9 protein-coding genes and 1 pseudogene are annotated in these 12,218 nt (G+C 74.9%); 8 read left to right on the forward strand and 2 right to left on the reverse strand.

Going from position 1 to position 12,218, the window contains the following annotated elements:
• The 4 genes from Q6969_RS07765 to Q6969_RS07780 all read left to right on the forward strand — a co-directional run.
• Positions 1–431: aminotransferase class V-fold PLP-dependent enzyme (locus tag Q6969_RS07765; protein ID WP_317229919.1), on the forward strand; the 431-nt coding region annotated here is incomplete at its 5' end.
• Positions 428–1,591, forward strand: coding sequence for a tRNA 2-thiouridine(34) synthase MnmA (gene mnmA, locus Q6969_RS07770; RefSeq protein ID WP_317229920.1), 1,164 nt, complete (start codon positions 428–430; stop codon positions 1,589–1,591). The genes Q6969_RS07765 and mnmA, both read left to right, overlap by 4 nt.
• 7 nt (positions 1,592–1,598) lie before the next feature.
• The gene (gene ligA, locus Q6969_RS07775; RefSeq protein ID WP_317229921.1) at positions 1,599–4,001 is read left to right on the forward strand and encodes an NAD-dependent DNA ligase LigA; all 2,403 of its coding nucleotides are present in this window, start codon (positions 1,599–1,601) and stop codon (positions 3,999–4,001) included.
• 114 nt (positions 4,002–4,115) lie between these two features.
• Positions 4,116–5,495: an alpha/beta hydrolase gene (locus tag Q6969_RS07780; protein ID WP_317229922.1), complete on the forward strand. Its 1,380-nt coding sequence runs from the start codon at positions 4,116–4,118 to the stop codon at positions 5,493–5,495.
• Positions 5,496–5,506: 11 nt separating this feature from the next.
• On the opposite strand, the gene Q6969_RS07785 is transcribed toward Q6969_RS07780, so the two are convergent.
• Positions 5,507–5,953, reverse strand: coding sequence for a hypothetical protein (locus tag Q6969_RS07785; RefSeq protein ID WP_317229923.1), 447 nt, complete (start codon positions 5,951–5,953; stop codon positions 5,507–5,509).
• Positions 5,954–6,102: 149 nt separating this feature from the next.
• Here Q6969_RS07785 and gatC point away from each other — a divergent pair, with 149 nt between their 5' ends.
• From gatC to Q6969_RS07805, 4 genes are read left to right on the forward strand one after another with little or no spacing between them, the layout of a single operon-like run.
• On the forward strand, positions 6,103–6,393 hold the full coding sequence (gene gatC / locus Q6969_RS07790; RefSeq protein ID WP_317229927.1) for an Asp-tRNA(Asn)/Glu-tRNA(Gln) amidotransferase subunit GatC: 291 nt from the start codon (positions 6,103–6,105) through the stop codon (positions 6,391–6,393).
• A 7-nt stretch (positions 6,394–6,400) separates the two neighbouring features.
• Positions 6,401–7,948: an Asp-tRNA(Asn)/Glu-tRNA(Gln) amidotransferase subunit GatA gene (gene gatA / locus Q6969_RS07795; protein WP_317229924.1), complete on the forward strand. Its 1,548-nt coding sequence runs from the start codon at positions 6,401–6,403 to the stop codon at positions 7,946–7,948.
• The gene (gene gatB / locus Q6969_RS07800) at positions 7,948–9,450 is read left to right on the forward strand and encodes an Asp-tRNA(Asn)/Glu-tRNA(Gln) amidotransferase subunit GatB (protein ID WP_317229925.1); all 1,503 of its coding nucleotides are present in this window, start codon (positions 7,948–7,950) and stop codon (positions 9,448–9,450) included. The genes gatA and gatB overlap by 1 nt, the downstream gene beginning before the upstream one ends.
• A complete protein-coding gene (locus Q6969_RS07805; protein WP_317229926.1) occupies positions 9,447–11,084 on the forward strand; it encodes an ABC-F family ATP-binding cassette domain-containing protein in 1,638 nt (545 codons plus the stop codon). The genes gatB and Q6969_RS07805 overlap by 4 nt, the downstream gene beginning before the upstream one ends.
• A gap of 123 nt (positions 11,085–11,207) precedes the next feature.
• Here Q6969_RS07805 and Q6969_RS07810 read toward each other — a convergent pair.
• A pseudogene (locus tag Q6969_RS07810) lies at positions 11,208–12,218 on the reverse strand (hypothetical protein); the annotation flags it as partial.

The following is a 12,218-nucleotide window of genomic DNA, read 5'->3' on the forward strand; positions in this document are numbered from 1 at the left end:
TCGCCGTCGCCGAGCTCGACGCCGAGCGCGGCCGCCTCGCGGCCCTGCGGGACCGGCTCCTCCGCACCGTGCTCCGCGACGTCCCCGGCGCCGTGCTGCGCGGCGACCCGGACCCCGCGGGCCGGCTCCCCGGCAACGCGCACCTCACCTTCGCCGGGTGCCAGGGCGACTCGCTCCTCCTTCTCCTCGACATGGCGGGCGTCTCCGTGTCGACCGGATCCGCGTGCCAGGCCGGCGTCCCCGAGGTCTCGCACGTCCTCCTCGGCATGGGCGTCCCCGAGGACGAGGCGCGCGGCGCCCTCCGCCTCACGCTCGGCCGGACGACCACGGACGCCGACGTGGACGCGGTCCTCGCCGCCCTGCCGGACGCGGTGGCGCGGGCCTCCCGGGCGGGGCTCGCGGGACGCGCGGCGCGTAGGCTCCGAGGGTGAAGATCCTCGCAGCGATGAGTGGCGGAGTGGACTCCGCCGTGGCCGCCGCCCGGGCCGTGGAGGCCGGGCACGACGTGACGGGCGTCCACCTGGCGCTCAGCCGCATGCCGGGCACGCTCCGCACCGGGTCCCGCGGCTGCTGCACCATCGAGGACTCGATGGACGCGCGGCGCACGGCCGACCTCCTCGGCATCCCGTTCTACGTGTGGGACTTCTCCGAGCGGTTCGCGGCCGACGTCGTCGACGACTTCGTGGCCGAGTACCAGGCCGGGCGCACCCCGAACCCCTGCATGCGCTGCAACGAGCGGATCAAGTTCGCCGCGCTCCTCGAGAAGGCCCTCGACCTCGGCTTCGACGCGGTCTGCACGGGGCACTACGCGGACGTCCTCGAGGGACCGGACGGGCAGCCCGAGCTGCACCGCGCCGCCGCGTGGGCGAAGGACCAGTCGTACGTGCTCGGCGTGCTCACGGCGGAGCAGATCGCGCACTCCTACTTCCCGCTCGGGTCGACGCCCTCCAAGGCCGAGGTGCGCGCCGAGGCGGCGGCCCGCGGCATCCAGGTGGCGCAGAAGCCCGACAGCCACGACATCTGCTTCATCCCCGACGGCGACACGCGCGGCTGGCTGGCCGACCGCGTGGGCGCCGAGCCCGGCGACATCCTCGACGGCGCGGGCGACGTGATCGGCGCCCACGCGGGCGCCGCCGCGTTCACGGTGGGCCAGCGCAAGGGCCTCGCGATCGGCACCCCCGCCGCGGACGGGCGGCCGCGCTTCGTGCTGGAGATCCGCCCGAAGGACAACACGGTGGTCGTCGGCCCGCAGGAGGCGCTGGCGATCCGGGAGATCGCCGGCTCGTCCTTCACCTGGGCCGGCACCCCGCCGACGCGGCCGGACCAGCCCTTCGACTGCGACGTGCAGATCCGCGCCCACGCCGACCCGGTCCCCGCGCGGGCCCGGGTGTCGGGGGTCGACGGCACCCTGGAGCTCGTGATCACCCCTCGCGAGCACCTCCACGGCGTCGCCCCCGGGCAGACCGCCGTCCTCTACGCCGGCACGCGTGTGCTCGGCCAGGTCACCATCGACCGCACCGTGAGCGCCGTCGCGGACGCGCGTCCACCCGTGCGCGACGCCGCCCTCGTCGGCGCGGCAGCAGGGGAGTAGCCGCGACATGAGCGACGCCACGCCCGCATCCGAAGCGGTGCCCGCCACCACCCCCGACGGTCTCCGGGCCGCGTCCGAGCGGGTCGACGCGCTCCGCGCCGAGATCGAGCGCCACCGCGACGAGTACTACGGCCAGACGGGCAGCGTCGTCTCCGACGGCGACTACGACGCGCTCGTGCACGAGCTCGAGGCCCTCGAGGAGGCGCATCCCGAGCTCCGCAGCCAGGACAGCCCCACCCAGACCGTGGGCGGCCGGGCGGAGACGACGCTCTTCGCTCCCGTCACGCACGCCGAGCGCATGCTCAGCCTCGACAACGTCTTCAGCGAGGAGGAGCTCGCCGAGTGGGCCGCCAAGGTCGTGCGCGACGCCGGCAGCGGCCGCGTGCGCTGGCTGAGCGAGCTGAAGATCGACGGACTGGCCATCAACCTGCGCTACGAGCACGGCGTGCTCGTCACGGCCGCGACGCGCGGCGACGGCGTCGTCGGCGAGGACGTCACGCGCAACGTGCTCACCATGGGCACCGTCCCCGAGCGCCTCGCCGGCACCGGGCACCCGCCGCTCGTGGAGGTGCGGGGCGAGATCTTCTTCCCCGTCGCCGAGTTCGACGAGCTGAACGCCCGGCAGCTGGCGGTGGGCGAGCGCGTGTTCGCCAACCCGCGCAACGCCGCCGCGGGGAGCCTCCGGCAGAAGGAGGACGGGAAGACCCCCGCCCGCCTGGAGCTCATGCACGCGCGCATCCGCCGGCTCCGCATGCTCGTGCACGGCATCGGCGCGTGGCCCGTCCGCGAGCTCGAGGCCGACGCCGGCGTGTCCGCGCAGTCCGAGGTCTACGGCCTCCTCGCCGGATGGGGGCTGCCCATCTCGACCCACTTCCGCGTGTTCGACGACATCGAGGACGTCACGGCGTTCGTCCGGCGCCACGGCGCGCACCGCGCCGAGGTCGAGCACCAGATCGACGGCATCGTCATCAAGGTCGACGACCTGGGCCTGCACGAGGAGCTCGGCGCCACGAGCCGCGCCCCCCGCTGGGCGACCGCGTACAAGTACCCGCCCGAGGAGGTCACCACGACGCTCCTCGACATCGTGGTGAGCGTGGGCCGCACGGGCCGCGCCACGCCGTTCGCGGTCATGGAGAAGGTCGAGGTGGCCGGATCCGAGGTGCGCCAGGCCACGCTGCACAACCAGCAGGTCGTGAAGGCGAAGGGCGTGCTCATCGGCGACACGGTCGTGCTCCGGAAGGCCGGCGACGTCATCCCCGAGGTGCTCGGCCCGGTCGTCGAGCTGCGCACGGGCGCGGAGCGCGAGTTCGTCATGCCGACGCTGTGCCCGGAGTGCGGGACGCCCCTGAAGCCCGCCAAGGAGGGCGACATCGACCTCCGCTGCCCGAATGCGCGCAGCTGCCCCGCGCAGGTGCGGGGCCGCGTCGAGCACGTCGCCTCGCGCGGCGGGCTCGACATCGAGGGCCTCGGCGAGGTCGCCGCGGCCGCGCTCACGCAGCCGCTCGAGCCCGAGGTGCCGCCGCTGGAGACCGAGGCGGGCCTGTTCGAGCTCACCATGGCCGACCTCGTGCCCATCACCGTGGTCGTCCGCGACGCCGAGACCGGCATGGTCAAGGTCGACGAGCAGACGGGCGAGGCCAAGCGCGTCACGCCGTTCCGCCGCAAGCGGGTGCCGAAGCGCGACGGCGCGTTCGACCCGGCCGAGCCGTGGGGCGACGAGGCCTCCGTCCCGTCCAAGTCCGCCGAGGTGCTGCTCGAGAACCTCGAGAAGGCCAAGACGCAGGACCTCTGGCGCATCCTCGTGTCCCTCAGCATCCGCCACGTGGGGCCGGTGGCCGCCCGCGCCCTCGCCGGGTGGTTCGGCTCGCTCGACGCGATCCGGGCGGCGAGCCGCGAGGAGCTCGCCGCCGTCGACGGCGTGGGCGGCATCATCGCCGACGCCCTCCTCGACTGGTTCGAGGTGGACTGGCACCGGGAGATCGTGGAGCGGTGGGAGCGCGCGGGCGTCGTCACCGCCGTCCCCGGCCACCCGGGTCCGGGTGCCGCGGCCGCCGCCGGCGGAGTGCTCGCGGGGCTGACCGTCGTGGCGACGGGATCCCTCGACGGCTACACCCGCGAGGGCGCGCTCGAGGCCATCATGGCGGCCGGCGGCAAGGCGGGATCGAGCGTCAGCAAGAAGACGCACTACGTCGCGGCGGGGCCCGGTGCGGGGTCGAAGCTCGGCAAGGCGGAGGCCCTCGGCGTGCGGATCATCGACGCCGCGGAGTTCCGCCTCCTCGTCGAGCAGGGGCCCGACGCCATCGCGCTGCCCGAGGAGGAGCCGGAAGCGGCATCGGCGGAGGCATCGGCGGAGGCATCCGCCGCGGACGACCCGGGCCACGCGGCGGACGGGAGCACGTCCACGGACTGACCGGCCCTGTGATCCCGCGGGCGGCGCCGCTAGCATGTCCGAGTGCGTCGGCGCGCGGCCCGCCAGTCCCCGGTGCGAGCCCTCCCGCTCCGGCTCTCGGGGGGATCTGGAATCGTGCCGTCTCGCGTCCGCGTGGTGCTGACCGTCTCGGCCATCGTCTGCGGACTGGTCGGGGCCGTCGTCGTGCCCGCCGACGCGGCAGCGGCGGCGACGCGTCCGCCCGCGGTGCTCGCAGGTCCCGACGCCGCCTCTCCCGCGACGGGCGCCCGCCTCCCCGGCCCCGCGAGCCTCGTGCAGCGGCTCCGTGACGCGGACGTCTCCGACGCCGCCCTCCGCGACGCGTCCCCGGTGGCGCTCCTCGGCGGGCTGCCCGCGCTCGACGCGGTCGAGCTCCAGCGTCTCGCGTCCCGCATCCCGACGACGATCCACGAGCTCATCCGCCGCCCGCCCGCCGCGTCGAGCGTGGCGGCCTGGTGGTCGGGCCTCGCCCCCTCCGCGCGCCGGACGTTGTCCGAGGGCATCCCGGAGCTCGTCGGCAACCTCGAGGGCCTCCCCGTCGTCGACCGCGACGCCGCCAACCGCCGGCTCCTCGACGAGCGCGAGGCCGCCCTGCGCGCCGCTGCCCGCAGCACGTCGGGTCGCGGCGCCCAGCAGGTGCTCGGGCGGGACCTGCGGATGCTGGCCGAGGTGCGGGAGGCGCTGCGGACGTCGGCGGGCGGTCCCGGCCGGTCCCTGCTGACGCTCGACACCGCGTGGCCGGGACGCGCCGGCATCGTGCTGGGCGACCTCGACACGGCGGCCTACGTCAGCATCGTCGTGCCCGGCATGTACTACTCCGTCGCCGACCGCCTCGTCGACTGGACGGACGTGGCGGCGCGCCTGCAGCAGCAGCAGTCGGTCCTCCTCGGACTCGCCCCCGGGGAGGGTGCGCCGGGCGGGGCGGCGGCGATCGCGTGGATCGGCTACCGCACGCCGGACCTCACGGGCATCGGCACGCTCGCCCTCGCGGAGGAGGGCGCGCAGTACCTGGAGGGCGCCGTCCAGGGCATCCAGGGGATCCGCTCGGACGACCCGCCCTACGTCAGCGTCATCGCGCACTCCTACGGGTCGACGGCGTCGATGCTCGCGCTCTCGAGCGGCCGCGCGTCCGTCGACGCCCTGGCCGTGGTCGGGTCGCCCGGCGGCGCCGTGCGCCAGGCGTCGCAGCTGGACGTGCCCACCGGGCGCGTCTTCGTGGGCGAGGCGCCCTGGGATCCGGTCGTCGGCTCGTCGTACTTCGGATCCGATCCGGGCAGCGCGTCCTTCGGCGCGGAGCACTTCGGCGTCGCCGGGACGGGAGCGTCCGCGGGCGTGTCCGCCGACGGCGCGCTCGCGGGCGTCACCGGGCACAACAGCTACTTCGACCGCGGCACGGAGTCGTTCCGGAACCTCGCGCTCATCGGGCTCGGCCGGGTGGTGGTGCAGGACGTGATGACGGACGCGAGCGGCCGGTAGCCGGATCCGGCTCAGCCGCGGCTGCGCTCGGCGTACTCCAGCCGCACGTCGTCGGGCCCGGAGGCGACGAGGTGCCCGTCCTCCACCTCGAGGGCGGTCGTCGCCGCGAGGTCGCGCAGGTAGCGCGCCTCCAGCCCGCCGTCGCCGCAGGGCAGCGCGCCGGGGACGACGTCCCGCAGCATGCCGGGACCCGGATCGCCGATCGAGCCGGAGTAGTCGTTGCAGGGGCCGCGGCCGCTGACCTGCCCGCCGCCGACGCGCATCGTCACGAGCGCGTCGCCCACGCCCAGGTCGCCGTCGGCGTCGCTGCCGGCCACGAGGTGCCAGTTGCCGCGCACGTCGCTCACGGGCGCGCAGCCCGACAGGGCGACGAGCGCCAGGGCCGCCGCGGCCGCGACCCGGAGGTCGAGGCGGGGTCCGGATCGGCGTCGGGCGGGCTTCCGGGCTGCGGTGGGCATGGGGGTCACGCTAATAGAATCTCCCGGTACCCCCGCTCACAGTCCTTTGGAGACGCATGTCCGACACCCGGCCCGAGCCCGCCGACGCGACCGGCGGGGAGACGACCCCCGCCCGCGGCGCCGCCGGCGCGCAGACCCCCACGGAGCAGATCAGCCGGGAGCAGGTGGAGCACCTCGCGGGACTCGCGCGGATCCGCCTGAGCCCGGAGGAGATCGCGACCCTCACGGAGGAGCTCGGCCTCATCGTGGACTCGGTCGCGAAGGTCACGGCGGTCGCGACGCCCGACGTCCCCGCCACGAGCCACCCGATCCCGCTGGTCAACGTCTTCCGGCCCGACGTGCCGGGCGAGACCCTGACCACCGCCCAGGCGCTCGCGGGCGCCCCCGAGCACGACGGCAGCCGCTTCAAGGTGTCGGCCATCCTCGGCGAAGAGCAGTAGGAGCACCATGACCGACGACCTCACGCGCCTCAGCGCCTCCGCCCTCGCCGTCCGGCTCGCCGCGGGCGACGTGTCGAGCGTGGACGCCGTGCGCGCGCATCTCGACCGCATCGACCACGTGGACGGCGACGTCCGCGCTTTCCTGCACGTCTCCGGGGAGGCGGCGCTCGGGCGCGCCGCCGAGATCGACGCCCAGCGCGCCGACGGCGCCCCGCTCGGCCCGCTCGCGGGCGTCCCCATCGCCATCAAGGACGTCCTCTGCACCCTCGACATGCCGTCCACCGCGGGCTCGCGCATGCTCGAGGGCTGGACCCCGCCCTACGACGCCACCGTCGTCCAGCGCCTCCGCGCCGCGGGTCTCGTCCCGCTCGGGAAGACCAACATGGACGAGTTCGCGATGGGCTCCTCCACCGAGCACTCCGCCTTCGGGCCCACGCACAACCCGTGGGACCTGGACCGCATCCCCGGCGGCTCGGGCGGCGGATCCGCGGCCGCGGTCGCCGCGTTCGAGGCGCCCGTCGCGCTCGGCTCCGACACGGGCGGCTCCATCCGCCAGCCCGCGGCCGTCACCGGCTCCGTCGGCGTCAAGCCCACGTACGGCGGCGTCAGCCGGTACGGCGCCATCGCGCTCGCGTCGAGCCTCGACCAGGTCGGCCCCGTCTCCCGCACGGTGCTCGACTCGGCGCTCGTGCACGACGTCATCGGCGGGCACGACCCCCGCGACTCCACGTCCCTCACCGACGCCTGGCCCTCGTTCGCCGACGCGGCGCGCGCGGGCCAGCGGGACGGCTCCGTGAAGGGCCTCCGCATCGGCGTCGTGAAGCAGCTCGACGGCGAGGGCTTCCAGGCCGGCGTCACGCAGCGCTTCCGCGAGGCGCTCGCGCTCCTGGAGCAGGCCGGCGCCGAGATCGTCGAGGTCTCCGCCCCGAACTTCGAGCACGCCATCGCCGCCTACTACCTCATCCTCCCGGCCGAGGCCTCCAGCAACCTGGCGAAGTACGACTCGGTGCGCTTCGGCCTCCGCGTCAACCCGCCCGGCGGCGGCACGGTGGAGGACGTCATGGCCGCGACCCGCGAGGCGGGCTTCGGTCCCGAGGTCAAGCGCCGCATCATCCTCGGCACGTACGCGCTGAGCGCCGGCTACTACGACGCCTACTACGGCAGCGCGCAGAAGGTCCGCACGCTCATCCAGCGCGACTTCGACGCCGCGTTCCAGCAGGTCGACGTGCTCGTCACGCCGTCCGCGCCGACCACGGCGTTCAAGCTGGGGGAGAAGCTCGACGACCCGCTGGCGATGTACCTCAACGACCTCACGACGATCCCCGCGAACCTCGCGGGCGTCCCCGGCATCGGCCTCCCCATCGGGCTCGCGCCCGAGGACGGGCTGCCCGTCGGGATCCAGTTCATGGCGCCCGCCCGCGAGGACGCGCGCCTCTACACGGTCGGCGCCGCCCTCGAGCAGATCCTCGAGCGGCAGTGGGGCGGGCCGCTGCTCGCCCAGGCACCCGAGCTCGCGCGCGCCGCGACCCGCACCACGGACGGAGACACGCACTGATGGCCAAGGCCGAGCTGATGGACTACGAGAAGGCCATCGAGATGTTCGAGCCCGTGCTCGGGTTCGAGGTGCACGTGGAGCTGAACACGCGCACGAAGATGTTCTCCGACGCGCCGAACTTCTTCGGCGGGGAGCCCAACACCAACATCACGCCGGTGGACCTCGGGCTGCCGGGCTCGCTGCCCGTGGTCAACGTGCAGGCCGTGCGCCACTCGATCAGCCTGGGGCTCGCGCTCGGCTGCGAGATCGCGCCGAGCTCGCGCTTCGCCCGGAAGAACTACTTCTACCCGGACCTCGCGAAGAACTACCAGATCAGCCAGTTCGACGAGCCCATCGCGTTCCGCGGGCAGGTCGACGTGGAGATGCCCGACGGGCGCATCGTGACCGTGCCCATCGAGCGCGCGCACATGGAGGAGGACGCCGGCAAGCTCACGCACGTGGGCGGGGCGACGGGCCGCATCCAGGGCGCCGACCACTCGCTGGTCGACTACAACCGCGCGGGCGTGCCGCTCGTGGAGATCGTCACCGACATCATCTACGGCGCCGAGGGCGAGGCGCCCGAGCTCGCGAAGGCGTACGTGTCGACGATCCGCGACATCGTCGTGGCCCTCGGCATCTCCGACGCGAAGATGGAGCGCGGCAACCTCCGCTGCGACGCCAACATCTCGCTGAGCCCGCGGGGGTCCGGGAAGCTCGGCACCCGCACGGAGACCAAGAACGTCAACTCGCTGCGCTCGGTGGAGCGGGCCATCCGCTACGAGATCCAGCGGCAGGCGGCCATCCTCGCCGCGGGCGGCACCATCACGCAGGAGACCCGGCACTGGCACGAGGACACCGGGCGCACGTCGGCCGGACGCCCCAAGAGCGACGCCGACGACTACCGCTACTTCCCGGAGCCCGACCTGCTGCCCGTGCAGCCGAGCCCCGAGCTGATCGAGGAGCTGCGCGCCGCGCTGCCCGAGTCGCCCGCGATCCGCCGCCGCCGCCTGAAGGGCGAGTGGGGCTTCACGGACCTCGAGTTCCAGGACGTCGTGAACTCCGGCCTCCTCACCGAGCTCGTGGGCACGGTCGAGGCGGGCGCAGCGCCCCAGGCCGCGCGCAAGTGGTGGACGGGCGAGATCGCCCGCATCGCCAACGCGCGGGGGGTCGACGCCGCCACCCTCATCACGCCCGAGCAGGTCGCGTCGGTGATCGAGCTGGTCGAGGCCGGCACGCTCACGAACCGGCTCGCCCGCGACGTCGTCGAGGGCGTCATCGACGGCGAGGGCACGGCGCAGGAGGTCGTGGACGCCCGCGGTCTCGCGGTCGTCTCCGACGACGGCCCGCTGATCGAGGCGATCGACGCGGCGCTGACGGCGCAGCCCGACGTCCTCGCGAAGATCCGCGACGGCAAGGTGCAGGCCGCCGGTGCGGTCATCGGCGCCGTGATGAAGGCCATGCGCGGCCAGGCGGACGCGGCCCGCGTCCGCGAGCTCGTGCTGGAGCGCGCGCAGGCCTCGTGACCGCCACCCTCGTCGCCCGTGGCCTCTCCGGGGGCCACGGGCACCGGACGCTGTTCTCGGGGCTCGACCTCACGGTCGCGCCCGGGGACGTCGTGGGCCTCGTCGGCGCGAACGGCGCCGGCAAGAGCACCCTCCTGCGCCTCCTCGCGGGGCTCGACGCGCCGCAGGACGGCCGCGTGCTGCTGTCGCCCGCCGACGCGTTCATCGGGTGGCTGCCGCAGGAGCACGAACGGCTCCCGGGCGAGACCGTCGCGGGGTACGTCGCGCGCCGCACGGGCTGCGCCGAGGCCACCGCGGAGCTCGACCGCACCGCCGTCGCGCTCGGGGAGGGCCTGCCCGGCGCCGACGACGCGTACGGCACGGCGCTCGACCGGTGGATGGCGAGCGGCGCCGCCGACCTCGACGAGCGCCTCCCGGTGACCCTCGCGGAGCTGGGGCTCGACCTCGACCCGGCGCTGCCCGTGACCGGGCTCTCCGGCGGCCAGGCCGCCCGCGTCGCCCTCGCCGCGCTGCTCCTCAGCCGCTTCGACGTCGTGCTCCTCGACGAGCCCACCAACGACCTCGACCTCGACGGCCTCGCGCGCCTCGAGTCCTTCGTGCGGGGCCTCCGCGGCGGCGTCGTGCTCGTCTCGCACGACCGCGAGTTCCTCGCCCGCTGCGTCACCACGGTGGTCGAGCTCGACCTCGCGCAGGACAGCGTGCGCGTCTACGACGGCGGCTACGACGCGTTCCTCGAGGAGCGCCAGGTCACCCGCCGCCACGCGCGCGAGGCGTACGAGCAGTTCGCGGACACGAAGGCGGACCTGGTCGCCCGGGCCCGCACGCAGCGGGAGTGGTCGTCGCAGGGCGTCCGGAACGCCATGCGCAAGGCGCCCGACAACGACAAGATCCGCCGGAAGGCGTCCGCCGAGTCGAGCGAGAAGCAGGGCCAGAAGGTCCGCCAGATGGAGAGCCGCATCGCGCGCCTCGAGGAGGTCGAGGAGCCCCGCAAGGAGTGGGAGCTCGCGTTCACCATCGGCCGGGCCCCCCGCTCGAGCGCGGTCGTCGCGACCCTCCGCGAGGCGGCGGTCACCCGCGGCTCCTTCACCCTGGGACCCGTGTCGCTGCAGGTCGACGGCGGCGACCGGATCGGCATCACCGGGCCGAACGGGGCCGGCAAGTCCACGCTCCTCGGCCTGCTCCTCGGCCGCGTCGCCCCCGACGCCGGCGAGGCGTCGCCGGGCCGGAGCGTCGAGGTGGGGGAGATCGACCAGGCCCGCGCGTCGCTCCGGGCCGACCTGCCGCTCGCGGACTCGTTCGCCGAGCAGGTGCCCGACATGGCGCCCGCGGAGGTGCGCACGCTCCTCGCCAAGTTCGGGCTCCGCGCCGACCACGTCACGCGCCCGGTGGACGGCCTGTCCCCGGGAGAGCGGACCCGCGCGGGTCTCGCCCTGCTGCAGGCCCGCGGGGTCAACCTGCTGGTCCTCGACGAGCCGACCAACCACCTCGACCTGCCGGCCATCGAGCAGCTCGAGCAGGCGCTCGACTCCTACGACGGCACGCTCCTGCTCGTCACCCACGACCGGAGGATGCTCGACGCCGTGCGCCTCGACCGCCACTGGCACGTGGAGGCGGGCGTCGTCACGGAGTCCTGACCGCGACCGGCACGAGGAGGCCGGGGCGGACACGGGGTCCTGATCGCCCTCCGCACGCGGCGGCCGGCGTCGCACGGGGGATCGACGGGCGCGCCGGGCCCTCCCGCCGCGCCCGGACCCCGCCTACTGGTAGGTGACGAGGTCCGGCACGGGGGAGACGTCGCGCATCGTCTGCTCGGGGGTGAGCATGGGCGTGTCCTCGTCGATGAAGTTCTTCCAGCCCCACGCGAGGCCGGCGGGGGCGTCGGCGTGCAGCGCCCGCCAGGTGGCCTGCTTGTCGGGCTGACCGCCCTGGCCGTCGGCGTGCACGAGCATCGCGAGCTCCGGGTGCGACAGGTCGAGGGTCGAGCGGTCCTGGATCATCGCGAGCCGGAACTGGTGCAGGACGAGCATCTTCTGCGGCAGGCCGCGGTCGCGCACCAGGCCGGCCAGCCAGTCCGCGGTGGCGTCCACCTCGGCCGCGGACACGCTGCCGATCTGCTTCAGCGGCACCTGGTCGGGCCCCAGGCGCCATTCCGGGTCGAGCGCGAGGCCCACGCCCGGCTGCGCGAGGACGGACTCGTACCGCTTCGCCTGCGTGAGGAAGTCGGTGCGGCCCGGCTGGAGGTCGACGACCACGTAGACCCCGGCGTCGCGGGCGGCGTCGATCCAGGGCTGGAGCGTCTCGACGGGCACCTCGGACGAGTAGTCGCCGTCGTCCCCGGCGGCGCCCGCGGCGACCGTGGCGATGAGCTCGAACATCGGGATGACGGGCTCGTCGGAGAACGGCTGGTACTCGGCCGCCTGCGCCTTCGCCCGGTCCACCGCGTCGGCGGGTCCCTGCTCGCCCAGCACCCCCAGGGCGCCGGTGCCGGCCGCGCCGTAGAGGGCGACGTAGCGCTTGCCGGGGAGGACGAGCTGGCCGCCGCCCGGCAGCTGGTCGCCCGTGGAGGCGGTGCGGATCCGTCCCTCCAGCGCGGGATCGTCGGCGTAGGCCGCGCCGACGGCGATGGTGCTCGTGGCGCCCGCGTCGTGCAGGGCGGTCACCGCGTCGGCGGAGGAGCGGGGGTCCGGGGCGGACTCGGGGACGACGGTCACGCCGACGCCCGCGGCGCGCGCCGTGGCCACCGCGGCGAGGGAGGCTGCCGCGTCGGT

Source organism: Clavibacter sp. MX14-G9D, from assembly GCF_032917815.1.
Classification (GTDB): Bacteria; Actinomycetota; Actinomycetes; order Actinomycetales; family Microbacteriaceae; genus Clavibacter; species Clavibacter michiganensis_K.

Bases quoted from the DNA above. Each gene is read 5' to 3' on its own strand.
- ligA (WP_317229921.1), top strand. From the start codon at position 1,599: ATGAGCGACGCCACGCCCGCATCCGAAGCGGTGCCCGCCACCACCCCC.
- gatA (WP_317229924.1), top strand. From the start codon at position 6,401: ATGACCGACGACCTCACGCGCCTCAGCGCCTCCGCCCTCGCCGTCCGG.
- gatB (WP_317229925.1), top strand. From the start codon at position 7,948: ATGGCCAAGGCCGAGCTGATGGACTACGAGAAGGCCATCGAGATGTTC.
- Q6969_RS07785 (WP_317229923.1), bottom strand. From the start codon at position 5,953: ATGCCCACCGCAGCCCGGAAGCCCGCCCGACGCCGATCCGGACCCCGC.